General features: G+C 52.2%; 17 protein-coding genes. 9 read left to right on the top strand and 8 right to left on the bottom strand.

Annotated features, from left to right (window positions below):
* Positions 1–54: 54 nt before the first annotated feature.
* Together JT718_RS19290 and JT718_RS19285 are read left to right on the top strand one after the other, a co-directional pair.
* Positions 55–882 (top strand): SDR family oxidoreductase, encoded by an 828-nt coding sequence (locus JT718_RS19290; protein ID WP_205504436.1) that lies wholly within the window; start codon positions 55–57, stop codon positions 880–882.
* Positions 883–955: 73 nt separating this feature from the next.
* Positions 956–2,191 carry a BaiN/RdsA family NAD(P)/FAD-dependent oxidoreductase gene (locus tag JT718_RS19285; RefSeq protein WP_205504435.1) on the top strand — a complete coding sequence of 412 codons (1,236 nt, stop codon included), beginning with the start codon at positions 956–958 and terminating at the stop codon, positions 2,189–2,191.
* Between the two features lie 834 nt (positions 2,192–3,025).
* On the opposite strand, the gene JT718_RS19280 is transcribed toward JT718_RS19285, so the two are convergent.
* Positions 3,026–4,888 (bottom strand): DEAD/DEAH box helicase, encoded by a 1,863-nt coding sequence (locus JT718_RS19280; protein ID WP_205504434.1) that lies wholly within the window; start codon positions 4,886–4,888, stop codon positions 3,026–3,028.
* A 1,017-nt stretch (positions 4,889–5,905) separates the two neighbouring features.
* Positions 5,906–6,343: a hypothetical protein gene (locus tag JT718_RS19275; protein ID WP_205504433.1), complete on the bottom strand. Its 438-nt coding sequence runs from the start codon at positions 6,341–6,343 to the stop codon at positions 5,906–5,908.
* A gap of 187 nt (positions 6,344–6,530) precedes the next feature.
* On the opposite strand from JT718_RS19275, the gene JT718_RS20775 reads away from it, so the two are divergent.
* From JT718_RS20775 to JT718_RS19250, 5 genes are all read left to right on the top strand, one after another.
* Positions 6,531–9,890 carry a UvrD-helicase domain-containing protein gene (locus JT718_RS20775; protein ID WP_205504432.1) on the top strand — a complete coding sequence of 1,120 codons (3,360 nt, stop codon included), beginning with the start codon at positions 6,531–6,533 and terminating at the stop codon, positions 9,888–9,890.
* 53 nt (positions 9,891–9,943) lie between these two features.
* Positions 9,944–11,326 carry a hypothetical protein gene (locus JT718_RS19265; protein ID WP_205504431.1) on the top strand — a complete coding sequence of 461 codons (1,383 nt, stop codon included), beginning with the start codon at positions 9,944–9,946 and terminating at the stop codon, positions 11,324–11,326.
* 83 nt (positions 11,327–11,409) lie between these two features.
* Positions 11,410–11,859 carry an HAD family hydrolase gene (locus JT718_RS19260; protein WP_205504430.1) on the top strand — a complete coding sequence of 150 codons (450 nt, stop codon included), beginning with the start codon at positions 11,410–11,412 and terminating at the stop codon, positions 11,857–11,859.
* A 957-nt stretch (positions 11,860–12,816) separates the two neighbouring features.
* Entirely contained in the window at positions 12,817–14,031 is a 1,215-nt protein-coding gene (locus JT718_RS19255; protein WP_205504429.1) for a PKD-like domain-containing protein, read from the top strand.
* A gap of 128 nt (positions 14,032–14,159) precedes the next feature.
* Entirely contained in the window at positions 14,160–15,668 is a 1,509-nt protein-coding gene (locus JT718_RS19250) for a malate:quinone oxidoreductase (protein WP_205504428.1), read from the top strand.
* A gap of 55 nt (positions 15,669–15,723) precedes the next feature.
* Here the strand turns inward: JT718_RS19250 and JT718_RS19245 are convergent, their stop codons facing one another.
* On the bottom strand, positions 15,724–16,389 hold the full coding sequence (locus tag JT718_RS19245) for a metallophosphoesterase family protein (protein ID WP_205504427.1): 666 nt from the start codon (positions 16,387–16,389) through the stop codon (positions 15,724–15,726).
* A gap of 173 nt (positions 16,390–16,562) precedes the next feature.
* Here JT718_RS19245 and JT718_RS19240 point away from each other — a divergent pair, with 173 nt between their 5' ends.
* Complete coding sequence (locus JT718_RS19240; protein WP_205504426.1) at positions 16,563–19,478, top strand: PD-(D/E)XK nuclease family protein; 2,916 nt, start codon at positions 16,563–16,565, stop codon at positions 19,476–19,478.
* 98 nt (positions 19,479–19,576) lie between these two features.
* Here JT718_RS19240 and JT718_RS19235 read toward each other — a convergent pair whose 3' ends face one another.
* The 4 genes from JT718_RS19235 to JT718_RS19220 form a co-directional block, all read right to left on the bottom strand.
* Positions 19,577–20,197, bottom strand: coding sequence for a hypothetical protein (locus JT718_RS19235; RefSeq protein WP_205504425.1), 621 nt, complete (start codon positions 20,195–20,197; stop codon positions 19,577–19,579).
* A gap of 104 nt (positions 20,198–20,301) precedes the next feature.
* Positions 20,302–20,775, bottom strand: a complete 474-nt coding sequence (locus JT718_RS19230; RefSeq protein WP_205504424.1) for a DUF4920 domain-containing protein — start codon at positions 20,773–20,775, stop codon at positions 20,302–20,304.
* Positions 20,776–21,107: 332 nt separating this feature from the next.
* A complete protein-coding gene (cypC, locus tag JT718_RS19225) occupies positions 21,108–22,433 on the bottom strand; it encodes a CYP152 family fatty-acid peroxygenase CypC (protein ID WP_205504423.1) in 1,326 nt (441 codons plus the stop codon).
* Between the two features lie 224 nt (positions 22,434–22,657).
* Positions 22,658–23,158, bottom strand: coding sequence for a DUF2062 domain-containing protein (locus JT718_RS19220; RefSeq protein WP_205504422.1), 501 nt, complete (start codon positions 23,156–23,158; stop codon positions 22,658–22,660).
* Positions 23,159–23,534: 376 nt separating this feature from the next.
* Here JT718_RS19220 and JT718_RS19215 point away from each other — a divergent pair, with 376 nt between their 5' ends.
* Entirely contained in the window at positions 23,535–24,902 is a 1,368-nt protein-coding gene (locus tag JT718_RS19215) for a DNA recombination protein RmuC (RefSeq protein WP_205504421.1), read from the top strand.
* 112 nt (positions 24,903–25,014) lie between these two features.
* Here JT718_RS19215 and JT718_RS19210 read toward each other — a convergent pair whose 3' ends face one another.
* A complete protein-coding gene (locus JT718_RS19210) occupies positions 25,015–25,770 on the bottom strand; it encodes a hypothetical protein (RefSeq protein WP_205504420.1) in 756 nt (251 codons plus the stop codon).
* Positions 25,771–26,097: the final 327 nt, after the last annotated feature.

Genomic DNA, 26,097 nt, shown 5'->3' with positions numbered 1-26,097 from the left:
CCAATTCTGGGCAGTTTTGTTGCGGTGCTGTTGTTTTAGGGCGTTCTTTGCCGAATGGAGTTAAAAACGATCAGCGTGATGGGCTGCGGTTGGCTGGGCTTGCCGCTGGCCGAAGAACTGGTAAAAAGGGGCTACCGGGTGAAAGGCTCCACCACCACCGCAGAGAAGCTGCCCCTCCTGGCGGCAAAAGGGATAGAGCCGTTTTTGGTTCAGTTTCCGGAAAACAGCTCAAAATCCCAGCTGCGGGAGTTTTTGGAAGCCGATGTGCTCCTCTTCAACATTCCACCTTCCAGATCGACCACTGACCAAAGCACTTATGAGCAGTTGCTTCAAGCTGTACTGGAACGCTGCTCCCCCCAGGGGCGGGCGGTCTTGTTTGTGTCTTCCACCTCGGTGTACCCCGACCTGAACCGCGGCGTAACCGAAGCTGATGCCGTGCCCTCGCCCAACGCTTCTTCCCTGATGTTGCGCTGCGAGTTTCTGGTGCAGCAGGCCATGCCGGGCCGGGCCACCGTGGTGCGCTTCGGCGGACTCATGGGTGGCCAGCGGCACCCGGGGCGCTTTCTGGCCGGAAAAACAGCCGTCCCCCAACCCGACGGACCCGTGAACATGATCCATTTAACCGACTGCGTGCAGCTGTTGGCAGAAATGATACGGCAAGAAAAGTGGGGTTATGTCTTTAACGCCTGCGCCCCGGAGCACCCCACCCGGCAAGCGTTCTACACCCAGGCCAGCCAGTTGCTGGGCTTGGTTCCGCCCAAGTTTACCCAATCCTCAGAGCCTAAATTCAAGCGCATCAGCAGTGAGCGGGTGCAGCAAGAACTGTCCTATACGTTTCTGTACCCAAACCCATTGACCTGCCTCACTTCTCCTGCATTCTAGGTAAACCCGGCCGTGGGTGGAGTCTGCCCAAGTGGCGTTTTTTGCGTATTTTTGTAGAATTAAGCTAAAACAGATGCAAGAAACAGTAGTGGTGATTGGAGGAGGTGCGGCCGGCTTTTTTGGGGCCATCACCTGCGCGGAGGCAAACCCCGGCAAGCGGGTGCTGCTGCTGGAAAAGACCTCCAAACTGCTTTCCAAAGTGCGGGTGTCTGGGGGCGGCCGCTGCAATGTCACGCACGCCTTGTTCCAGGCCTCGGCCTTCTCCCAGCATTACCCCCGGGGGCAGAAAGCCCTCAAGAAACTCTTGCCGCTCTTTGGGGCACAGGATACCGTGGCCTGGTTTGAAAAGCGCGGCGTGAAGCTCAAGACCGAGGCCGACGGACGCATGTTTCCGCAGTCCAATTCCTCCGAAACCATTGTGGACTGCCTGGTGCAGGCTGCCCGCCAGGCGGGTGTAGAAATCAGGACCCAAGTAGGCGTGCACCAGATCAAAGTGCAACCCGATGCCCCTGCCCCTGAGCGGTTCCTGCTGGAGCTAAGCACCGGCGAGCGCCTCTCCGGCGCCAAGGTGCTGGTGGCCACTGGCGGCAACGCCAAAGCCGAAAGTTACCAGTGGCTCCACCAACTGGGCCACAGCACCGAAGCTCCCATTCCGTCCCTCTTCACCCTGAACGTGCCCGGCTCGCCGTTCAAGGACCTGCAGGGCGTAGCGGTGCCCAAGGCTAAAGTGAAGCTGACCGGCCAAAAATTGGAGACGAAAGGCCCTTTGCTGATCACTCACTGGGGCCTGAGCGGCCCTTCGGTCCTGCGGTTTTCGGCCTGGGGCGCAAAACTCATGTTCGGCTTGGGTTACACCGGCACGGCGCTGGTGAACTGGGTGCCAGACCTCACCGAGGAGCAGGTCAGGCAGCAACTCCTGCAAACCCGGCAGACGTCGCCCCGCAAAACCGTCTTCAGCAATCCGTTGTTCCAACTGCCCAGCCGTCTGTGGCAGCGCCTCTGCGAACTGGCCGAGGTACCGGAACAGGTAAAATGGACCGAACTGTCGGGCAAAGCCCAGAATAAATTGATTGAGCTCCTGGTCAGGACGCCGTTTGATGTGAAAGGCAAGACCACCTTCAAGGAGGAATTTGTGACCTGCGGCGGCATTAAACTGGAGGAGCTGCACCTGGAACGGATGGAAAGCCGCCTGGTGCCGGGTTTGTTCTTCGCCGGGGAAGTGGTGGACATTGACGGCATCACCGGCGGCTTCAACTTCCAAGCCGCCTGGACGGGCGGGTATTTGGCGGGAAAGGCGATGGCGGAATAGCCTTTCTCTGTTTCACTGGCGTGAGCCTTCCGCTGGCGCGAGCGTTCCGCTCGTGCCTTCTCGTGCTGTATATCTTCTGATTACTACTTCAGGTGCCCCAATAGGTTTACTGCTTTCAGTGTGGGTTACTTGGTTTGCTATTGCTAGCGTAGTTAGCGCTTGTCTATCGACTATGGGCAGGGTTGTTTCATCTTTTCTGATAAGCGCTCACGGCCGCGAGGCCCCGTCTTTGCCCCTCGCACTGCCCTTGCGGCCCACCTCTGCAGTTTCTTCTTAGCAAAAGCCATTCAGGGGCCACAAGCGAGGCGCTCGAGCCAAAGACTGGAATCGGGATCTTCCAACTGTGGACTTGCATAGCAGCTGGTTTGCTAATCATTGTGCTAGACCTATTCTTTTTATTGCGCAGGTTTAAAGCCTTTCCCTCTCCAAAGACCTCGCAGTGTCTTCCAGACCTGCGAGTGTCTGCGTACTTCTTCTTCAAAAAGCGGGTACTCTTTTTATTCCTCTTATGGTTCAAGTCTGTGACTTGGACCTACCAAGAAGGCAGTTTGTAACTGCCGAGCGATAATGGCTTCCTTTCTAATCCCAACAAACTACCTGAAATGTACTTTGTGGAATACTCTATAATAATCCTACCGGCTAACGCAGCTCCGTTTTAAGCGTCTTTTGTAAAAAGAGCCCTAAAACGGATGGAGTAGGTACCAAAAAAAATCGCGGTCTCTTCAGGACCGCGATTTTTTAAAACAGATACTAAACCCTTTATTAACTTTTAAGCTCTGTCCCTCATTTAAACGGGAAGCTTTGTGGCAGGGTTACGGTATTCTGAAAAATATTTTAGAAATCTCTTCTTTTTCTTTCTCTAAAGCCACCGCCGCTGCGTGGGCCACGGTCGCGGTCTCCGCCGAAGCTTCTGCCGCCACGGTCACCGCCCCGGTCTCTGTCCCCGAAAGGACGTCCGCCTCTATCGCCGCCGCGGTCTCCGTAGCCGCTGCTGCGGCTGCCACGGGCTCTGTCGCCACCGCCGCCACTGCGGTTGAAGGCGCCTTCGTAGAACTTCTTGCGAGGGCGCTCCTCCAGTTCGTCCAGCTCACGGCCGCCGTTGGCGGGGTCCAGTGACTTCTTCTCAGCCTTCTGGAATTTCACGGTCATGCCGTTGATCTCCGTAACCGCTAAGCGGTCCAGGATCTCTGAGGTGTACTCAGTGGGCACTTCCACGAAGCTGAAGCGGTCGTACAGGTCAATGTCGCCTACTTTACCGGCCGGGATGCTGGTGTAGTCGGTCATGATGTCTACCAGGTCTTTGGGGTGCAGACGGTCTTTTTTGCCCAGGGTCACGAACAGACGGTCAAAGCCCGGCTTAGGACCACCTTTGCCTTCGCTGGCTTCGGCGCTCTTTTCTTTGGCTTTGGTGTCTTTCATCACCATTTTCAACAAGGCCGCGGCAATGTCCATGGTGGTGAAATCCTGGTCTACCAGGCGCTCAATCTTGAGGATGTGCTTGGACAGGCCACCTTTCTGGATCACTTCTTTCACCTGATCCAAGACCAACGTGGTCCGTACCTCGGCTACGTCTTCATAGGTAGGCACGTTCTGACGAACGATCTTGGCCTTGGTAAAGCGCTCAATGTCGCGCAGCTTGTACAGGTCACGGCCTGCTACAAACGAGAAGGCTTTCCCTGATTTACCAGCCCGGCCGGTACGGCCAATACGGTGCACATAGTTTTCTTCGTCCTGCGGCAGGTCATAGTTGATCACGGCCTCTACGTTGTCCACGTCAATGCCGCGGGCGGCCACGTCAGTGGCTACCAGAATCTCCAGGGTACCCGCTTTGAACTTGTTCATCACGTTGTTCCGCTGGTTCTGGTTCATGTCGCCGTGCAGACCATCGGCAAAGTAACCGCGGGCTTGCAGGTTGCTCACCAGCTCGTCAACCATGCGTTTGGTGTTACAGAAGATAATCACCACTTTGAAGTTGTACATGTCAATCAGGCGCGTGGTCACTTCCATCTTGCCTGAGCTGCGTACCTCAAAGTAGATCTGCTCAATATTGGTCACGGTGAGCTGCTGCTGCGTTACCTTCACAATCTCAGGATTGGTCTGGTACTTGCGCGTCAGTTCCATGATGGGTTTGCTCATGGTAGCCGAGAAGAAGATGGTTTGTCTGTCTTCCGGCATGTGGCTCAGCACGAACTCAATGTCCTCTCTGAAGCCCATGTCCAACATCTCGTCGGCCTCATCCAAGATGATCTTTTTGGTGTTCTCCAGTTGGAGGGTGCCTCTTTCAATGTGGTCCATCACGCGGCCGGGCGTCCCGATTACGATCTGTACTCCTTGTTTAAGGGCGCGTAACTGGCGCTCATAGGGCTGACCACCATAAATAGGCACTACGCTGATGCCTTTTTTGTACTTTACCAGTTTCTGAATTTCTTCGGCTACCTGAATCGCCAATTCGCGGGTGGGGCACAGGATCAACGCCTGCACGTCGCGGTTGTTGGGGTCAATGGACTCAATGGTAGGGATTGAGAAAGCGGCGGTTTTACCGGTCCCGGTTTGGGCTTGACCGATCACATCGCGGCCTTCTAACAGCACCGGAATGGCGGCTGTCTGAATAGGAGAAGCTTCTTCGTAGCCTAAATCCACGATGGCGCGTTGGATTTCTTCCGACAACGGAAGCTCCTGGAATTTGATTCTTTCCATCAATTATGTATGTATGATATATAAAGACAATACACCTGCCCTAGGGTATTCGTCATTTATCAAGATTTCGTTGCGGAGAAAGCCGCACAGAGGATTGCTTGAGAAGTGCCTTTGCCAAAAAATGAGACCGACTCGGGGTCTCGGCGTGTATTGTGGGGCAAAGGTACGCAAAATAATAGAGGCTTCCTACTATAGAAAGGAAACTAACAAAAGAAAAGGGAATAAGAATTATTTTCACCCGTTTACTTTTGTTTTTGGGTGTTGGTTTTTTGCTGGCGTGGTGTCGCTTGCCTGTGGCTTTGAAGTTGTGGTTTAGTAGGCCTTTTGCTGGTGTAGCGACGGCTTGTCTATGGACTTATGAGCAGGGTTGTTCCAAAGTTTACTTGGTGCGCTCACGGCCGCGAGGCCCCGTCTTTGCCCCTCGCACTGCCCTTGAGGCCCACTGCTGCAGACTACTCTTAGCTTCTGTTCTGCAGGGACCACAAGCGAGGCGCTCGGGCCAAAGACTGGAATCGGGATCTTCTAACTGGTACGTTGTAAAGCAACCGAGTTGCTAATCATTGCGCTAGAACTTTCCTTTCTATGGCGCGGATTTACTTCCATGCCTTTTGAGAAAGTCACGGAAGTAACTCCGCGCCATAGTTAGAGCCCTCTCCAAAGACCTCGCAGTGTCTTCCAGACCTGCGAGTGTCTCCGCAATTTTCTTGAAAGCGGGTAATTCCTTTTCTCTTCCTATGGTTCAAGTCTGTGACTTGGACCTACCATGTCCTGCAGTTTGTAACTGCAGGATTCCACATAACAAAGCCACCCGCTGGCTGTCGCTGGCGCGAGCTTGCAGCTCGTGCCTTCTTTATCTGATCTGACTGATCTGGTTAGGCTCCTACATCCTAGACCCTTTTAAACTGCTTGTTTGTAACGCAGTACAGCATTAAGCTCAAAATGCAGCGACCAGGCTACGAAGCAACTTACAGGCCTTTCATTTTGATTCACAATAAGGAGCTGATACGCTTTGCCCTCTTACTTGCGGCTCAGGTAGATTTTACGGACGCTTTTGTGGTTCAAGGCGCCGTCGGGGCCGGGTTGCAGGGATTCGCTGGTCCAGACCATTTCAGTATCAGAGACTGGGGTAATCACGTACCGCAACGAATAGGTTTCGCCGTACCAGGCATGAATAACGGAAGCCCCCTTTTCATCCTCCAGCCTGTAGTTCCAGGAGAACGCTGGCCAGTCGCTCATGTAGAGCATGCCATTGACCAGGGAATAGGTGTTGAAGCCGGCAGATTCGGTTTCTGCCACCATGCCGCCGTTGGCGTCGGTGACCTTTACCGTGATCTTGGTTTCCTTCCATTCTCCCGTGATGAATTCCTCCAGGGAGGGTTGGGCGTCATCGTCGTTCTGGCAGCTGGCGAAAAGGAAGAAAACAGGGAGAAAAAGAAACAGGTAGAACTTCTTCATGTACAATTGATTTTTGCGACAGTGAAAGTAGCTAAAATACCAGTACCAAGTACCTGTCTGCTATTTTTTGCCTATTTTCGTCAAAACAGCCCGAAAATGCTCACTCCAGAAAAGAGGCTTCTGAACCGAATCACTGAAGCCTAATTTTCAATGCTAACTCTCTACATCTTAATCATTACGTAACTACGTGCCTGCTTCCTTTAAAATATACTCCTCTTCTGCCGGATCTGGTAAGACGTACCAGTTAACCAAGGAATACCTGAAACTGGCGCTCCAGAGCGAAGACGCCTCTTACTATAAGAATATCCTGGCCATCACGTTCACCAATGATGCCGCGCAGGAGATGAAGACGCGCATTGTGGAAGCACTCCGCGGTTTCAATGATGAGCACCTCCCTGAGAAGGAGAAAGCAAAGAGCGACCTGCTTTTGCTTAACATAGTAGAAGAGATCAGAAAAGACTATGACCAGCCTCAGTTAACCGAAGAGCAGTTGCGGGCACGGGCTGCCAGAGTATTTGACCATCTGCTCTTCCACTACTCTGAGTTTGCCGTGAGCACCATTGACTCGTTCGTGAACCGGGTGGTGAGCGCCTTTACCACCGAGCTCAAACTGCCCCACAACTTTGAGGTGGACATGGACGCGCAGACCCTTCTGAGCACCGCCGTAAGTCTGCTTTTGAACAAAGTGAACACCCAGCAAGAGAACCGTCTCCTGGCTGAAACCCTGCAACAGTATGCCCTGGACAAAGCGGAGGAAGGCAAAAGCTGGAATGTGCTGCCCGATGAACTCGCTGATTTTGCTCGTAATCTCCTGAACGAGCAGACCTATGAACATCTCCTTGACATTGGGCAGCTTACCTTGCAAGATTTCAAGAAGATACGCTCTGAGCTGTATACCCAGAAAGTAAACGTAGAGAAGCAGATTCAGACGCTGGCGCAGGAGGCGAGTGACCTCATTGACCGCCACGGCATCATGCCCGAGGAAATGTCCTACGGTAAGAACGGCATCTACTCTTATTTCAGAAAATGGAACAGCGGCTTTGACATCACTATCGCCAACAGCAACGCTGCCAAAACCGTGAACGATGACAAATGGGCGAGCGCCAAAGCCAGCACGGGCGCCAAGGTAGCGCTAGACCAGATTAAACCCCGACTGGCGCAGATTTACCGCGCCATTGAGGAGCTGAAAGAGCGAGAGACACAGAACCACATCCTCATCTCGGCCATGCTGCCGCATTTGTACAAGCTGAGTGTGCTGAGCGAGCTGGACCGCTGTATCCAGGAAATTAAGCTGGACAAGAACCTGGTGCACATCTCGGAGTTCAACAAACGCATCACCGAGATTGTACTGCAGGAGCCTATTCCGTTTATCTATGAGCGGTTAGGGGAGCGGTACCAGCACATCCTCATTGACGAGTTTCAGGATACCTCGGTGCTGCAGTGGAACAACCTCTTGCCGCTGGTAGAAAACGCCCTGGCCAGCGACAACTTCAACATGGTGGTGGGCGATGCCAAACAGGCCATCTACGGTTGGCGGGGCGGCGAGATGGAGCAGATCCTGCACCTGCACCGTAACCAGACGCACCACCTGTACCAGAACTCCCGCTTTGAAGAGAACGTGGCTCCGCGCTATGACACGCTCCGTTGGACCCTCTCGCCCGATCACCTGAACACCAACTACCGCAGCGCTCCGGAGATCATCCAATTCAACAATGAGCTGTTTGAGTTCATCAGCCAGGCCAATCCGCAGTTCCCGTTGTTGCAGGCCATCTATGACGCTGATTTCAAGCAGAAATCGCCAAAAGGCAAAGAAAACGGGAAGGCCCATTTACAGGTGCTGTTCACGCAGGACGAAGTGCCGCCTTATCAATTTGATTTAGACGCCTGCCGCCAGACGGAGGAAATCTACGAGGGCTACGTTCAGGACGACCTTCTCTCCTACCAGGAAAGCACGCTGCAACTGGTCCTGCAGATGGTACAGCAGGCCCAGGCGGAGGGGTATGCCCCGCGCGACATCGCTATCCTGAGCCGCACCAACCGCAACAGCAAACTGGTCGCCAATTTTCTGAAGCAGAAGAAATACGATATCATCTCGCAGGACTCGCTGTCGCTGCAGTTCGCTGAGGTCATCAACCTCATCATCGCTTTCTTCCGGATTCTGAACCAGCCCGCCAACAGCCTGGCACGGTCGCAGGCCTTGTACCTGGTCTACAAAGTGGTGCACCAGGAGCTTCCCGACAATGCCACCACGGGCAAGATTGCCGCCTTGGCTGTAGAGCCCAGCATTGACCCGTTCTTCAGGTTCTTGCAGGAGCAAGGCTTTGATCTGGCGTACCGCGATGCGGGGAACCTCTCTATTTATGAGCTCACCGAGAAGCTGATAAGGGTGTTTGATCTGTTGGGCAAGAACAACGAGTGCGAGTACCTGTTCCGCTTCCTGGATCTGGTGCTGGAGTACACGCTCAAGTACAGCAACAACCTCAACAACTTCCTGCAGTACTGGGATTTGCACAAGGAGAACTTAAGCATTAATACCCCCAAAGACCGGGACGCCATTACCATCACCAGCATCCATAAAAGCAAGGGACTGGACTACCCTGTAGTAATTGTGCCGTTCTGCGACTGGAGCCTGGAACCGCAGACCTCATCGTTGCTCTGGGGCACGCTACCCGAGAGTGTGGCCGCGGGCGGAAAGCTGCGCACGGCTGTAGTCACGTTGAACAAAAAGCTGGAGCAAACCGCCCTGCACGAGCAATATGCCCAGAAACTGGAGAAGACCTTTATTGAGAACCTGAACATGCTGTACGTGGCCCTCACCCGACCGGTGGACCGTTTGTACCTCATTGGCAAGGCGCAGGATTTCAAAAAAGCCAATTCCCAGAAAAACGTGAGCTACTGGCTGTACCGCTACCTGGAGAGCAAAGAGCTCTGGCAAGACGGGCAGTTTTGCTACCAACTGGCCAAAGGCGCGCCACAGGCGGTGAGCCATAAAGCCATTACAGAGGATGTCTACGTACTGGATAAATTCACATCTGCCGACTGGGCCCAGAACCTGAAACTGAAGCAGCACGCCAACAACGTCTTCGATTTTGAGACCCAGCAGGAGCACCGCCGCTGGAACCGCAAACTACATTATGCCCTGGCGCGCATCACGTACGCCGAGAAAGCGCCCAAGGCCCTCCGGCAGTTGGTGCACCAAGGCATCATCTCGCAGCGCGAACTGCCCATCTTAAAAGAGATGGTAGACCATGTACTCCACCACCCGCAGATGCAGCGCTACTTCAGCAGTGCCGTGACCGTGGAGAACGAGCGCGAGGTGCTGGACGTGCGTACCAACCGCTACAAACCAGACCGAATCGTATTCGGGGGAACCGGCGACGTGACGCTGATTGACTTCAAACTCCCTCCTGCCAAGGAAGAATACCGGGATAACCTGAACTCCTATGCCGCGCTGTTCCGGGAGCTGGTATTCAGCAAGATTACGTGCGTGGTGTACTATTTTGAAGAGGAACGCGTGGAGGAGTGGGAGTATGTTGAGGAAGTTTAAAAGAAAATAATATTATTCATATAACCTACTAAACTTATAAACTAAGAAGCAACATGCGACAACAGGAAATTGATAGCATCCTTACACAAATAGAAGCTTTCAAGAAATTAGAAATAGAGGAAATACTTTCAAAAGCAAACCCCAATGAAACAGATTTAGGAAATTCTCTAATCAGCAGGATGTCGGTTCTGGAATTCGTAAGTTTGAGCAAACGACTAATAAAGCAACTTGAGTTAGCTTTAAATGGCCCAAACAAATTGATTCTACCGAGCAGTTTTTCTACTGCAGATATTGGTCAATATGACGTTAACACATGCATCACATATTTGATAAACTACATCAACTCCAACCAGTTATCGGCAGCTGAAAACATGTTATTATGGCTAGCTCACTATGAATTACAGAATAACATTTTAGAAAAAGCAAATTTTAAGTCTAACTTAAATGATCTAGAAAATATACAACAGAAATCAGATTCAATAAGATTAATAGAGACAGATATTAAAAAGCTAAAAGAGCAATATAACATTTTAATAAAAGACATTAAAGAAAGCCTCACTTCATTAAACAACTTTAGAAATCAGAAGGAATCTGAGCTTCAGCAAATTACAAATAATCTCAATTCTTCAAACACAAATACGAACCAAATTCAAAATCTCTTAAATACATCTACTCAATATGACACAAGAATTAACTCGATTCTAGTTGAAGTAGAAAAATCGAAATCTAAAATTGAAAGTACTGAGGAAAATATTAACTTAAGTTTTTCTAAGTTTAAATTAGAATTTTCTGATTTGATAGGTAAGCTTAATAAAACAGAAAAAAACTACTTAGGTTTATATTCAGACTTTGAAGAAAAACTTTCTTATGTAGAATCAAAACATCAATATTTCACTGATAGAAACTCTTACTTAGATAATCTGATAGGTAGAGAGGTTGGAGCATCTTTATTTGAGACTTTCAAACAAAGAAAAAGCGAACTTAACGGTCCTTTGGAATTTTGGAGGTATGCTGTAGGTGTTATGGGTGTGTTAACATTTCTTGCAATTCTGGGAATATTTACCAACTTCTTTGGTTTGATAGGAGAAATGCACGGCATAGAAGCTTCATTGAAGTGGGAAAGCATATTAATCAACTCATTAAAATCTTTACCATTCTTCTTTTTACTTTACTATTCTATTTCTCAATATAATAAAGAAAGAAACTTCCAAGAAGAATACGCATTTAAATCAGCTGCAGCATTAACTATAAAGGCATATGCAGACATCTTAAATGATGACAAAAACAAGGACGAGTTGATACTTCATGCAGTATACGGTATTTACCGCAGCCCAATTAATGAAAACTCAAAAAGTATAAAAGATGTTAATTCAGCTTTAGATATAGCAAGAGATGTGATTGACAAAGGTTCAACACTTATACAAAGAAAAGAGTAATATTATTTCGCGCAAGCGTCCACTTGTGACTCTCTGTTTAGTGCCAAATTTCTTAAAACAGACCAGAATCTAGCTTTACTTTCATGACCATCTCCTTTGACCTAGATGACACGCTCATCCCCGGAACAAAACGCTTTCCTACTGAAAAGCGGAACCTGCTCCAGAAAACGTTTGGTCATGAGAAAATCAGGTTGGGAACAGTGCCGCTGGTAAAGAAATTGAAAGCTGAGGGTCATCAGGTTTTCGTGTATACCACTTCCTTCCGCTCTGCCAACTACATCAGGTTACTTTTTCTTTCTTATGGTATTTGGCTTGACGGCATCATCAATCAGCGGCGGCACGACCGCACCTTGCTAGCTGAGGGTAATAAGTATTCCAAGTTCCCGCCCGCCTTCGGCATTGATGTGCACGTAGATGATTCCAAAGGCGTTGAAATGGAAGGCCAGCGGTTCGGTTTCAAGACTATAATTGTTACAGAAGTGATGGATTTGTGGACAGACCATGTTTTAGAAAAGCTATCACTAAGCTTGTAAATAAAATAGGCGCATTTTGAGGTTAGCCCCTTTTTTGAAAGATGTCCAAAAAGGAGCTTCTCTTTTAGCTTTTCATTTCCCTCTCTAACATTGCATGGGGTAAGGACGCCTTCCTCGTTTAGTTGTATCAGAGCACCTAAGCATCTCTAAACTCCCACCCTTACCCGCTCCGTTATTGGAGAGGAATAGAAGACCAGTTCCTTACTGATTGCATCTTTAAACTCCCTAGTAAAATTTCTTCGGATTATTCTAAAGACAACTCGGGTTAGTCCAAAGACAACTTTAATGGCAACTGTTCCCTTAGAAGATATTAGAGAAAGTCACCTCCGATCTGCTACCCACTTATACTTAGGCATAACAAATTGCTGCTGAGTAAAGGGGCAAAAAAGAACACTGCAATCTTATAAGGCGTGCTCTTTGTTGGTGAGCTAAACCTAACTAGGCCCTGCTGTGTGATGGCCTGAATCTATGGTTGAGATTGCTCTTAATAACCAAGGTGCTCTCAACTTACCATATCCTCAGCAGAAGATTTGAGCCTGTAAAGTAGACGAGGCGAACCATCCTGCCCCTTCTTCTACTCTTCATCTCAGACCCCGATTATTAATCCCGTTCATCTCTGGTTAAGCCTTCTAACATAATCTTTTCGTCGGGTAAAAGCAGCTATTCACGGAGCAAGAAGCGTGCATTCGCAAGCCTTATAAGGAGTTTATCTAGTATCCAACTAGGTTTATCGAAACTCTCCCTCTTCCGTTAAGGGTAGCCCTACCTTTGCAGCATCCTAACAAAAACACAGAATTGTTAAGAAGCAGCTCCAAAATGCGTTACATTTTTACCCCTAATTGCACTCTACTAAGTACCACCTTACTCCAAAAGGCTTATACCTACCTCATTCCATTTCTCGCGTTTGCCTCAACCTTAGGCGCAACTAGCTTTTCTGCCACCGCTCAGACTTTCCCTTTGGGGTGCAAGGCCACCAGCCAGGGCTTTGAGGTTACCTATACCAGCTACACCAAAAACTCAAACCAAACCGTAACGCTGCACTTTGCCGTGCAGAACCACGAGCCCCATGACCTTGGCTACGTAGCGTTTGAACTACCCGCCGGTGCCCGGGCCACTAACCCTACACACACCCACCCAGACGTTAGCTATACCCTTGAGAATGCTACCCAATCTCCGTTTTACGCCCTGAAATTTGAGGCAAAGAAGGCCGAGGAGTTGAAGAACGGAGCCGTTGATTTTTTTTCGTTTACGCTTACTGCCGCCCAATTTACCCAACTAACAACAATCAGGGTAGAGGCGAAAGCCTCTACCACTGTTGGGCAAGTGGCCTTCCGGCCGCAAACCTGTCAGGCAGAGAAACTGGTGATCACGGGCCCCACCTACCTTGAGCGGGCGGCCATTGCCCACTACACCGTACCCGCCGCTCCATCTCCTTACGCCTATGAGTGGTCTGCCCCGGCCGATTGGGAAATTGTAAAAGGCCAGGGCACCCACATGATTACGGTTAAAGCCAACGGCAAACCCGGCCAGATCAGCGTGCGGAAGGGCAACCTGGGCGCCGGCACCCTGGCAGTGGAGAGCTTTGAGCTCACCCCCACCGTGCTTCCCGTGAGCTTAACCTTATTTGAGGCCAAGGCTAAAACCTCCGGTCAGGTGAACCTAACCTGGGCTACTGCCTCAGAGAAAGACAACAAAGAATTTATTGTAGAGCGCAGCCAGGACGGTAAGACGTTCAAAGCCATCCAGACCCTGGCGGGAGCCGGCACCAGCAGCGTGCCCGTGCACTATTCTTTCCAGGATGCGTACCCCCTGCCGGGCACGTCTTATTACCGCCTCAAACAGGTAGACTATGACGGCGCCAGCGAATACTCAAAAGTAGTGGCGGTCAAGAGCCAGGCCGTGGCCCGCAAAGCTACCCTCACCTCAGCCGTGTTCCCCAACCCATTTGTCAGTTCCGTGACGGTGCGGGTAGACCTGGCCCGGGACCAGCCCATCAGGGTTTCCCTCACCGACGGCACCGAAAAAGTGGTGAAAGAACAGCAGCTGCAGGGCCAGGCCGGCGAACAAACCATTTCCCTGCCCCACCTGGAAAACGCCCCCGCCGGGCTCTACTTTCTGCGAATATACCATGAAAAGGAAGTAACCGTGCATAAACTGGTGAAAAACAGCTAAAAAGCTGCCCGTACGCCTAAGAAAGCCAATGTTCGCGCATTGGCTTTTTTCATTTAATAGGCCATGGATTTGGGCAAAACACTTTCTGTTGGTTTCTTCGTACTCTAGGAAGTATATAAAAGTAAATCATGGACAAAATAGTAACCGAACCAGATGTGGTGTTGATTGGCGCGGGCATCATGAGCGCCACCTTGGGCGTGATGCTGAAGCAGCTGCAACCCGATCTGACCATAGAAATATACGAACGCCTGGACGAGGTGGCCGCCGAGAGTTCTGATGCCTGGAACAACGCCGGTACGGGCCACTCGGCCTTTTGCGAGCTGAACTATACTCCTGAGAAAGCCGATGGCTCCATTGATATCTCCAAGGCCGATGTCATTGCCGAATGGTTTGAGCAGTCGCGCCAGTTCTGGGCCTTTTTGGTAGAAAGAGGCATTATTGAGGATCCCAAAGACTTTATCCGCAGTGTGCCGCACATGAGCTTTGTCTGGGGCGACAAAAACGTGTCATTCCTGCAGAAGCGCTTCAAGGCCATGACCACTTCGCCGCTCTTCCAGGGCATGCAGTACTCAGAGGACGTGGACCAGCTCACCGAGTGGATGCCCCTGATCATGAACGGCCGCGACGATACCTGCAAGGTGGCCGCCACCCGCATGGAAGTGGGCACCGACGTGAACTTCGGGTGCCTTACCCGCCACCTGTTTGATTACCTGAAGAAAATGGGCGGCGTGAACATGTTCCTGAACCACGAGGTGCGCTCCTTCCGCCGGAAACGCGATGGCCTATGGCGCGTACGGGTGAAGGACCTGGCTACCGGCCAGAAGCGCACGGCCCGCACCAAATTTGTGTTCATTGGCGCTGGCGGCGGCTCCCTGCCCCTGCTGCTGGCCTCCGGCATCCCCGAGGGGAAAGGCTTCGGCGGCTTCCCGGTAAGCGGGCAGTGGCTCAAGTGCACCAACCCAGCCGTGATAGCCCAGCACCAGGCCAAGGTGTACGGCAAAGCCTCAGTAGGTTCGCCGCCCATGTCGGTACCGCACCTGGACACCCGCGTGATCAACGGCGAAAAGGCGCTTCTCTTTGGGCCTTACGCCGGTTTTACAACCAAATTCCTGAAAAAAGGCTCGTTCTTTGACCTGCCCCTGTCCATTAAAGTGAATAACCTCAAGCCCATGCTGGCGGCCGGGTACACCAACATTCCGCTCACCAAGTACCTCATCAACCAGGTGCTGCAGTCGCCTGAGGACCGCATGGCCGCCCTGCGCGAGTACGTGCCCACCGCCCGGTCTGAGGACTGGGAACTGGAGGTGGCCGGCCAGCGCGTGCAGGTCATCAAGAAAGACCCCAAGCGGGGCGGCGTACTGGAGTTTGGCACCGAGGTGGTAAGCTCCGCCGATGGTTCTATTGCCGCGCTATTGGGCGCCTCGCCGGGAGCCTCCACGGCGGTTTCCATCATGGTGGGCCTCATCCATAAGTGCTTCCCAGAGCGGGCCGCTACGTCTGAGTGGCAGAACAAGATCAAGGAGATGATTCCGTCTTACGGCATGTCGTTGGCCAAGAACCCGCAGCTCTGCGAGGAGACCCGGGCCTACACCAGCCGCGTGCTGCAACTGCATGAGCCGCATCCGGTGCAGCGCTAAGCAACCGCCAACAAAAAAGCCTCAGAGAGATCTGGGGCTTTTTTGTTGGCGTACGTTATTCCCGGTTCTGGACGGTGTGCAGCTCCAGCGTATCCAGGTTAAGGGCCGTGAGGTAGCCAAACTTTTCCTTGAACACACAGCCGCCATCTATGTTGAACACCAGCGCGTTGGGGTCTTTGAGGGTGGCCGTCATGCGGTCCAATGAGATAGGCGTGTGCCCGTGCACAATCCTGCGTTTACCCAGCTTGCGCTTGTCTACCTCAAACGTGCGCGACCACATGAGCGTGTGCCGGTCGGTTGCCGGGTCGGGCAGGGCGAAGTTGTAGCCCGCGTGCACCAGCAGGTAATCGTCCAGGTCAAAGTACAGCTCCAGTTCCTCCAGGAAGTCCCAGTAGGTGAACCGCACGTCCTGGATAGTCTCGGCCCGGAAACTCTTGAGCGCCTCCTTGCCGCCGTTGAACATCCAGGAAGTGTGGTAAATAGAATTGTCGCGGGCCTTCATCATCATGTCCTCGTGGTTGCCGCACAAGGTGTAAACGCGATAGCTGTCGCGCTTGAGTTTCATGATGTAGTCCAGCACGCCCTTGGAGTCGGGGCCCCGGTCAATGTAATCGCCCAGCAGGTACAGCCGGTCGCGGTACTTCAATTTGATGACCTCCTCCACCAGGTACCGAAACGTCTTGAGGCACCCGTGAATATCTGAAATGGCATAGCGGCTCATAATCCCTCCTGGCGTTAAAACTCCTTCTTACGGTTGTAAAAGAGTATGACCAACCCCTTACCCATAAAAAATCAAATATAAGAGTCCTTGAAGCAGTTTTAGCCCTGATTTCCTGAAAACAGCCCCAAAACGTAGTATCTTGCTGTTCTTTTCGCGCTACTTGACCCTGAATCATGCAATCCTTTCTTCGGCAAACCGCTGAACATATCTACCAAACCTACGCCGAGCGCCTGAGCGATCTGTGCATTGTGCTACCTACCCGCCGGGCTACTTTGTATTTCAAGAATGCCCTGGCCCAGGTGGCGCCTACGGGTATCTGGTCGCCGCAGATTTACTCCATGGAGGACTTTGTCTGCAACATGGCCAGCGTGGAGGTACTGGAGCCGCTGCACCTGCAACTGGATCTGTATGACCTCATGCTGCAGTATGATCCGCACCTGGATTTTGATCATTTTGTGGGCTGGAGCGCCACGTTGCTGGAAGATTTCAGTCGCATGGACATGGAGCTGGTGAACGCCCACGAGGTATTTGACTACGTGAGCGAAGCCAAAGCCCTGGAGCGCTGGGACCCAGCCAAACCCGGCAGCAGCGTGCCCACGCCTAACGTGAAGCAGTACTTCCAGCTCTGGGCCAACCTGGAGCGCACCTACCACGCCCTGCAGAAGAAACTGAAGAAGGACCATCAGGCGTATACCGGCATGGCCTTCAGGATGGTAGCCGATCGCATCAAAGACATTGCTAGAAGTGAGGAAGGCTGTTATAAATACATTTTCATCGGGTTGAACGCCTTGTCCCGGGCCGAGCAGAAGATCATTCAGACCCTGCTGGAGGCAGGCAAAGCCGAGGTGTTCTTTGACTCAGATGACTATTACATGGCCTCTGATTCTGACAAGCGCGCCGGGCACTTCCTGAAACGCTACAAAGCCAAATGGCCCCTACCCGAGTGGAACTGGCAACAGAACCTGCTGCTTACTTCTGAAAAGGAGATCAACGCTATTGGGGTGGCCAACGCCAGCATGCAGGGCAAGATTGCGGGTCAGCTGTTGCGTGAAATCCGGCAAAAAGACCCTGCTGCGGAGATTGCCATTGTACTGCCCGATGAGACCCTGCTCCTGCCCGTGCTGCACTCCATCTCGGACGAGGTATCAGATTACAACGTGACCATGGGTCTGTCGTTCAAGGGCACCCCCCTGTTCAACCTCATTGATCTGCTCTTTGAGGTGCATTTGACGGGCGTAGTGCAACCCACCGACACCGGGTACAAAGTAAACCGCTACCATCACCTGGCGGTCACCAAATTGCTGCAACACCCCTTCCTGCGCCGCTATGAGCAGTACCTGAACGAAATTGCCGAACGCGAGGCCGACCTGGACCTGTTTCAGCACGTACTGGACGAGATGGTGGCCCGCAACAGCGTGTTGCTCACCGCCGAGGAGATCATCCGGCTGGGCCGGGAGCATCCTATGTTCATCACACTCTTCCGCACCTGGAACGACTGCACCGATCTCATTGACACGCTCTACCAGTTGGTAGATGCCCTGGGTCGCATTTACCGGGTAGAATCTGAAAATCCCATTGAAACCGAGTACCTCTACATCCTCTACACCATTGTAAAGCGGCTGGACACCTTGTTCGATTGCCGGGAGCATAAGATCTCGGTGCGGAGTTTCAAGAAGTTTCTGTACGAGCAGATAGGCAATACCAAGCTGCCGTTCAGCGGGGAGCCTATCTCTCCAACCCAGGTCATGGGGATGCTGGAGACCCGGGCCCTGGATTTTGAGAACCTCATCATCCTGAGCGTAAACGAAAACGTGCTGCCCCAACCCAAGAAGCAGCACTCCATGTTCCCGTATGATGTGCTGCGCACCTTTGGCTTGCCTACCTACGCTGAACAAGAGAGCATTACCTCTTACTACTTCTACCGTTTGTTGCAGCGAGCCAAGCGCGTAAACCTGCTGTACGTGCTGCCTTCTGATACCTACGGCTCCGGGGAGAAAAGCCGCTTTATTCTACAGATTCAGCACGATCTGGCCATGCGCAACCCCAACCTCAGGTTCCGGGAACTCACCGCAGTGGTGGAGCAATTGGACACCAAGGAGTACGAGCCCGATATCATCATCCAGAAAGACGAGGAGGTACTGGGCAAGATCAAGGAGCAGCTGCGGCGCGGTCTGTACCCTTCGCACCTGAACCAGTACGTGAACTGCACGCTGCAGTACTACTTCAGCCGCATCGCCAAGTTGGAGGAAGTAGACGAGATTGATGAAACCGTGGGTGCCGATACCTTCGGGACCATTGTGCACCAGGTGCTGGAAGACTATTTCAAGCCGTTCGCCGAGGAAGGTCGGCCCATTGAGAAACAAGATGTAGAGAAGATGCTGGCCGGTCTGCCGCAGAAAGTACAGCAGGAATTCAAGCGCGGTACGCTGGGCAACTTACCCGAGCAAGGCATGAACCTGATCCTTTACAAAGTGGCCGTGCAACTGCTCACCCGCTACCTGGAGGGCCTGCTCACCTCAGAGGAACTGCCGCTGTACATCCTGCAACTGGAGGAAACGCTGCTCACCGAGCTGGACGTGAAGCTGCCCTCCGGCGAAAGGGTGCCCGTGCGCATCGCCGGGAAAGCAGACAGGATTGACCTGAGCGGCCGCACCCTGCGCGTGATTGACTACAAGACCGGTAAAGTAGAAGCCCGCCACCTGAAGGTAGACCCCGAGGAACTGGAGACCACCCTTCTGCACGACCGCCACCTGGACAAAGTGCGCCAGCTCTGGATGTACCGCTACATCCTGGCCAAGGAGATTCAGAAAGGAAGTCTGCTGGAGAGCAAAGTCCTGAACCTACCCAAAGCCATGTATGATTTTGAGGCGGGCATTATCTCGTTCCGCAACCTGGGGGCCGGCGTGCTTACTTCAGAACTCCCCTTCGTGGAGGCAGATGGTCAACCCGCCGATTTCACCCAAACCTCTGAACGGCTCCTGAAAGACCTGGTGCTGCACATGCTCAACCCCGAGGAGCCCATCCGGAAAACGAATGATCTGGAAACTTGCCAGTACTGCCCGTACAAGAGTATTTGCGCCAGAGGATAAGCAAAACCCCGTTTTCGGGCTGGTTTAAAGAAACCGGCCCGAAAACGGGGTCCAACGCCAAAAGCAGGTAGCACTCCTGTTACTTGGCAACGCGCTCCTTAGTTTTCCTCCGGGGTTTCTTTGAAGGCAGGAATTTTTCTGGTTACCAGTTTCTCGGCTTGGCCGGTACCCCTCCTATTGCCATGCTGCCGGGCCAGGGCAATGCCCATGGCTACCCAGAGCAGGGCCGGAAACATGAAGTGCAGCTCAAACAAGGCAAACTCGGGGAGCATGGGCTTGAGGTTTGGCAGGGCAAACCCCAGCGGCGCCGTGAACACCCCAAAGGCCAGCAGGCCAGAGCGCACCCAGGCGGGCAGGACGCGGGCCTTCAGGGTGGCGATGCTGAGCAGGATGGCGCTCAGGAACATGGTGAGGCAGGCAACGGGCATCACGTACGGCACCATGTTCCCTAGCAGGGTGGCTACGAACCCGGTCATAGCGCACAGGAACGCCACCACCCCGAAGAACAAGACCCCGAATTTGATGGCATTCAGTTGCCGGTAATAGGCCATGGCTATCGCTATCAGCGTAAGGTCCATGGTGGCGAAAGAGGCCGTGAAAACCGGTCCATCAATGCGGCCCAGCGGACTACTCATGGCATCCCACAGGATTTTGCCGGTTTGCAGACCATAGGTCAGGTGAAGAAAGTAATGGATGGCCAGCAGGGTCCCTCCCAACATAGCGGTAACCGGAATTATCCGCTCCAATCTTAAATTCTGTGCTTGCATATAGATAGAAAAAAGGTATTTCCTCTCAGCAGAACACTTGCCAGCACCCCAGGTACTTACTTCACTACCAGCACGCCATCGGCTACTATCTCAATGTCACGCTTGGGCTGGGTGATTTTGGCAATTTCCTCCTTGCTTTTACCGGCGTCTTCGGCGAAGTGCTGCAGGCGCTCCACCGATGTTTCCTTCACATGGGCGGTTCCTTCTACCACCACCGTTTTGCCTACAATGTCCTGGGGCATGAAGAAGGCGTAGTCGGTGAACTTCACCATCACGGGGTCGCCGTTCTTACGGGCCAGTTTCATGAAGCAGCCCTTCTTCTTGCAGACCTCCACCACGGTGCCTTCAATCTGGCCCACGTAAGCCCCGCCGCCCGCCACTTTCCTGGGCAGATCAGCCAGCTTTACGGCTTTCTGGGCAGTAACTTTCTTACCGTACGTCACGCCGGGTTTGGCGGCCGGAACATTGTTTTGCGCAAAGGCAAGGGTACTGGTGGCCAGCACGACTGCCAGAACAACAAGTTTTCTCATAGGGTATATTCAATTTGATGGAATACAATAAAGTGGCTGAAGTTACTGAGAATACTCCTTCAAAGTAAAAGATTTACCCCAGAGTTGGCTTTTCTTTTTGCTTACTCTATAGACACCCTTCGGGCAGTCTTACCCTATCCTGCCGGGCAATATTTTACGTTTTTTGCGCTCTTTGCCCAAAAGGGGCCAAAAACATAAATGCCTGGCTGATTTCTACTTAGCCCGATACATCTAAAGCCTTCTGCTACCAAAGCAGACCAGCCCCCTCCCGCTTTCCAGTTCATGGGCGCGGGAGGGGGCTGGCAATAGGCCAACACAAGGAAACCTGCTTTTTACGCGCGGGGCGCGGAGGCTGCTCCCTGGTGGAACGGGCATTTGGAAAGGGCATGGACATCGGCCTCCACCGGTTGCCCGGTGCCCCGCACGTTCCGCATGATGAACTTGCTCCGGGGGTACGTAGGCATGCGTACCAGACTGAAACCTAAATCCTGCGGCGGCACCTCGTACTCCATGTATCTGGAAAGAAACACCATAGAGACTTTCATGGCTTCAATGGTCACCCACTCGCCGGCACAGCGGTGACCGGTGAAATGGTCGCCGCCGCCCTGCGGGATGAAGTTGTAGGGGCTGCCGTCCCAGTTGCGGAAGCGGTAAGGGTAAAATTCATTTGGGTGCTCCCAGATCTGCGGATCGTGCAGGGTGCCGTACATATCCAGAAACACCAGCGTGCCTTTCTTGAAGTGGTGGCCGCCCCAATGAAAATCGTTTTTCACCCGGTTTCCCAAAAACGGCCCGAAAGGATAATACCGCCGCACCTCCTGCACAAACAGCTCCACGTAGCCTTCCTCGCCCTCGGCGATTTTCTGGCGGGCCACCGGGTGCTCATGCAGCGCCACCGCCCCAAAGGTGATGTACCAGGCAATGGCCACAATGGGTCGTAAGAGATTGATCAGTTCCACCGCGGCCATGTGCACGTCCAGCAGTTCGCCTTCCACATCGCGGTGAAAGGCTATGACGTGGGCCGGGGAGTTTTCCTGTACCTGCAGCTTCCCTTTCCTGATCTTCCTGATGATCTTGCCAATCCATTTCTCGGCGCGCTTACGGGCTTTTCTGCCGCGCCAGTGCCGGGGCCCTACCGCGCCAAAGGCATCTACCATGGCGGCGAAATCCTGGGCCCTGAGGCGTACTTCCTTTTCTTTCAGGGGAACTCCGGTCCAGGCGCAGGCCACCCGGCACAGTAAATCCTGGCTTTCCTCAAAGAGCACCACTTCCTCCATCTGCTCCCACTTCTTAATGTAAGCGTTCCACTGCTCGGTCAGTAAATGGTTCAGCTTGTATAGCTTATCAGGGGTCATGAGCGACATGAACATGGCTTTGCGGTGCCGGTGCCCTTCGCCGTCCATGGTCTGGATGGCGTCTTTGCCCATGAGCGTGCGCTGAATTCTGTTAGGAATGGCCTGCCAGCGCATGAATTTATCGGGGTCATAGAAGATTTTGGTGGCTTCCTCCCCGTGCATGCAGATCACGTTCTGAAACATGATCCTGGTCTTGAAGATATTGGATTTGAAGCGCTCCACCCGGTTCTGGATAAAGGGAAACCCTTCCAACAGCAGGCGAATAGAATTGTCCAGTACTTTTTCCTGTGGGATAGTAGACATGGCGAATAGGATTACGGATGATGGTGCCCTTACCGCTACTGAGTGACTGCGTTCAAGGCAGGTGGTTCATTCAGGTAATCCGTACGCACATAAGGAGCTGGCGTTTAGCCCAGCTTTCCTTTTAAGGCAAATTGGGTATTAACCACAGGTACTATCAGGAGTTGCGCATTGAAAGGAAGAAAAGAGCGTTTCAGGGCCCTTTTACCAGAAACAGCCCTGAAACATCAGACTACCTGCCGAACAGGAAGCACCCGGTGCAATACCTTCCGGCTGGAGAAATACATAACCAACCCGAACGGAACGAAGCAGAGCATCCAGGCCACAATGCCCAGCAGGTTGGCGAACCCCAGTTGCTGAAGGGCATTCAGCCAATCGGTTTTGAACATGTTGGTTAGTTTCTCCAGCGAGAACGGGATGGGCTTCACCGGGAACATATTCTGCCCCAGATCCACAAACGGCACGTACAAGGCCAGTTGAACCGGCTGCATCAGGTACCCGATGAGAATGGTGAAGGCCACGTTCAGCCGCAGCCGAAGAGCCCAGAAGGTACAAAGTACCGTGGTCAGGCCAATGAAGGGAATCATCCCAAAACCGGCACCCAGGGTGATGGTAAGCGCTAACTGGTGCGGCGTTAACCCTTGTTTGGCCATTTCCAGAACCGGTTCTACCAGTTTGCGGCGCAAATAAGATTTAAATCCTTTATTTTTAAGTAAAAACACGTTCATAGTATCATTTTCAACTTTGGCGGTTCCAGGCAGAACCTTACCTAAGGAACGCCAAAAGTTGGTATAAAATCCACTCCCGGAAAGGATTTTCACTTTCCTTCAGGAAACCCGATTTGCTGTTTTAGGACTTGTTTTCGCAGAGGACGTTTTATCCGCTAAAATCAACCCAACTTTAAGAACACCCAGGTATTCCTTAATACTGAAAACACGCAGAAGTAACCATAGGCTTTGGTTAATATTGTGTTACTTCTTCTGCTTCCGCTCTAAAGACAGGAAAACCACTTGCTAACCCTATTACTATTTGCGAAAAATTTTAGGAAAGGGCACTTAATTTGTACCTTTAGGTGTTCCTACTCCTGATTCACACTACTTGCTTATGGATATCACGTTCGCCCTTTTGGCTTTTCTGGTGGGAGCCATTCTTTCCTACTTCCTGGTTCAGGCCAAGCTCTCCTCTTTGCGTTCCGTTTTACAGCAGCAGGAAGGAGAGAAAGCGTTTGCCCTGAAACAACAGGAAGCCGCCCAAGCCGAAATGCAAAAGCTGCAGGAGCAGTTGCGCCGGGAAAACAGCAAGGTGATGGAACTGCACGCCGAAGTTACCCGCGCCGAGAATGACATCTACCACCTGAAGCAAAAGCTGTCTGATGAACGGGCAGAGCTTTCCCACCTCCGGGAAACCTTCATGCAGCAGTTCACCCAGGTATCTAACCAGGTGCTGGTTAACAATGCCGAACACTTCCGGAAAACCTCGGCCGAAAACCTGGAGCAGGTGCTTTCCCCTCTAAAGGAGCGCATCAAGGAATTTGAATCAAAGGTGGAGCAAACCTACGAGAAGACGCTGAAAGACACCACTTCTTTGAAGGAGCAGATTGCTTACATGGCCAACCTGAACCAGCAGATGAGCCAGGATGCACTGAACCTGACTAAAGCCTTGCGCGGGGAGAAAAAAGCGCAGGGCAACTGGGGCGAATACCTGCTGGAGAACCTGCTGGAGAAATCGGGTCTGGAACGCGATGTACACTACCGCCGTGAGCAGGTGCTGCAGCACGACGATGCCAAGATTTTCCGCCCGGACGTGATCATTGACCTGCCCGATAACAAGCACCTCATCATTGACTCTAAGGTAAGTTTGGTGGCCTATGACGCGTACTGCAACTGCGAGGATGAACTTCAGCAGCAGATCCACCTCAAGAGCCACATTCAGTCTTTGCGGACCCACTACACCGACCTAAGCCGCAAGAACTACCAATACCTGCACGGCATCAACTCCCCGGATTTCGTGCTGATGTACATTCCCATTGAACCGGCCTTTAACCTGGCCATTCAGCAGGACCGCGATTTATTCCTGGAAGCCCTGGACCGCAACATTGTCTTTGTGACCACCTCTACCCTTCTGGCCACCCTGCGCACCGTAGCCAGTGTCTGGAAACAGGAAAACCAGAAAAGAAACGTTCTGCGCATTGCCGAGGAAAGCGGAAAACTATACGACAAGTTTGCCAATTTTCTGGAGGACCTGAAGGACATTGGTGTAAACCTTGACCGTAGCCAGCAGAAGTACCATGCGGCTATGAACAAACTTTCTGAGGGCAACGGAAACCTTCTGAAGAAAGTAGAGCTGCTCAAAAAATTAGGCGCCCGCACCAGCAAAACCCTGGAAACCCAGTGGCTGAACAACACCCCAACGGTGGCCGGCACCTTAACCGAGGCCCATTTTCCGGAAACTGAATCGCTGGAAGAGGTATAGCGGTAAATAGCACCAGGGCAGCTTTGCGCTGGAACCCACCTCCGTCAGGGAAATAAAAAAAGAGGCAGCCAAGATTATTTGGCTGCCTCTTTTGCTAAAAGCTATGGGAATATCACCCGCCGGTGGTTCCACCAGTGGTGGTGCCGGCAGTAGTACCAGTAGTGGTTCCAGCGGTGGTAGTACCGGTTGTACCAGCGGTTGTTCCGGTAGTGGTACCAGCAGTTGTACCAGTAGTAGTACCGGCAGTGGTGGTACCAGTTGTACCTGCGGTAGTACCAGTGGTAGTACCGGCAGTGGTTGTACCAGTTGTACCTGCGGTAGTACCAGTGGTTGTTCCGCTAGTGGTACCGGTAGTGGTTCCGGCTGTAGTTGTACCAGTTGTTCCGGCGGTTGTTCCTGTGGTTGTTCCGGCTGTAGTAGTACCGGTTGTACCCGCTGTGGTACCAGTGGTAGTTCCAGCGGTGGTAGTACCGGTAGTTCCAGCAGTTGTACCAGTGGTAGTTCCAGCGGTGGTAGTACCGGTCGTACCGGCAGTTGTTCCGGTAGTGGTACCTGCGGTTGTACCAGTCGTGGTGCCTGCGGTTGTACCAGTGGTAGTTCCAGCCGTAGTACCGGTAGTGGTGCCGGCAGTAGTACCGGTCGTGGTTCCGGCAGTAGTTCCGGTTGTAGTGCCAGCGGTTGTTCCGGTAGTAGTGCCAGCGGTGGTACCAGTGGTTGAGCCGCCAGTACTACCTGTTGTACCCGTAGTTGTTCCGGTTGTTGAACCTGACGGGTTCACCGTTGCATCATCATCATCGTCGCACGATGCTAATGATACCCCGGCTACAAACACGGGGGCCACCAGGAGTGATATCCAATTCTTTTTCATAGTCTTTTAAAATTATTATTTTAAAAAGTATCAACAATCACATTATACGGGCACAATCAATTAAGTAACAGCTACTCCATAAAATTTTATACTATTTTTTATCGGTATTAACCCGAGTCTTCATATTCATTTAGTCCAATACTTATATACTTCATTCTCTTAATATCTTTATATTAAAATAACCGGGTACACCTATATACTCCTTGAAAAAGCGGCTTTCACAAACCTAAGGGCACCTTACAGGCAAAGGGTTGAAGAATGGAAAGGGACAAAGTTTCTATGGCAGACCGGAGAACCGGCAGCCCTAAAGAGATTGCGCCCAAGGCA

This window comes from Rufibacter psychrotolerans (genome assembly GCF_016924645.1).
Taxonomy (GTDB): Bacteria; Bacteroidota; Bacteroidia; order Cytophagales; family Hymenobacteraceae; genus Nibribacter; species Nibribacter psychrotolerans.
Note: the sequence above shows the minus strand (reverse complement) of the source record. Positions and strands in the feature narration are given on the sequence as shown.

Coding starts and splice junctions, on each gene's coding strand:
- JT718_RS19210 (WP_205504420.1), bottom strand. CDS start 25,770: ATGAAAAAGAATTGGATATCACTCCTGGTGGCCCCCGTGTTTGTAGCC.
- JT718_RS19290 (WP_205504436.1), top strand. CDS start 55: ATGGAGTTAAAAACGATCAGCGTGATGGGCTGCGGTTGGCTGGGCTTG.
- cypC (WP_205504423.1), bottom strand. CDS start 22,433: ATGTCTACTATCCCACAGGAAAAAGTACTGGACAATTCTATTCGCCTG.
- JT718_RS19235 (WP_205504425.1), bottom strand. CDS start 20,197: ATGTTGGGAGGGACCCTGCTGGCCATCCATTACTTTCTTCACCTGACC.
- JT718_RS19260 (WP_205504430.1), top strand. CDS start 11,410: ATGACCATCTCCTTTGACCTAGATGACACGCTCATCCCCGGAACAAAA.
- JT718_RS19280 (WP_205504434.1), bottom strand. CDS start 4,888: ATGGAAAGAATCAAATTCCAGGAGCTTCCGTTGTCGGAAGAAATCCAA.
- JT718_RS19215 (WP_205504421.1), top strand. CDS start 23,535: ATGGATATCACGTTCGCCCTTTTGGCTTTTCTGGTGGGAGCCATTCTT.
- JT718_RS19245 (WP_205504427.1), bottom strand. CDS start 16,389: ATGAGCCGCTATGCCATTTCAGATATTCACGGGTGCCTCAAGACGTTT.
- JT718_RS19275 (WP_205504433.1), bottom strand. CDS start 6,343: ATGAAGAAGTTCTACCTGTTTCTTTTTCTCCCTGTTTTCTTCCTTTTC.
- JT718_RS19240 (WP_205504426.1), top strand. CDS start 16,563: ATGCAATCCTTTCTTCGGCAAACCGCTGAACATATCTACCAAACCTAC.
- JT718_RS19265 (WP_205504431.1), top strand. CDS start 9,944: ATGCGACAACAGGAAATTGATAGCATCCTTACACAAATAGAAGCTTTC.
- JT718_RS19230 (WP_205504424.1), bottom strand. CDS start 20,775: ATGAGAAAACTTGTTGTTCTGGCAGTCGTGCTGGCCACCAGTACCCTT.
- JT718_RS19285 (WP_205504435.1), top strand. CDS start 956: ATGCAAGAAACAGTAGTGGTGATTGGAGGAGGTGCGGCCGGCTTTTTT.
- JT718_RS19250 (WP_205504428.1), top strand. CDS start 14,160: ATGGACAAAATAGTAACCGAACCAGATGTGGTGTTGATTGGCGCGGGC.
- JT718_RS19220 (WP_205504422.1), bottom strand. CDS start 23,158: ATGAACGTGTTTTTACTTAAAAATAAAGGATTTAAATCTTATTTGCGC.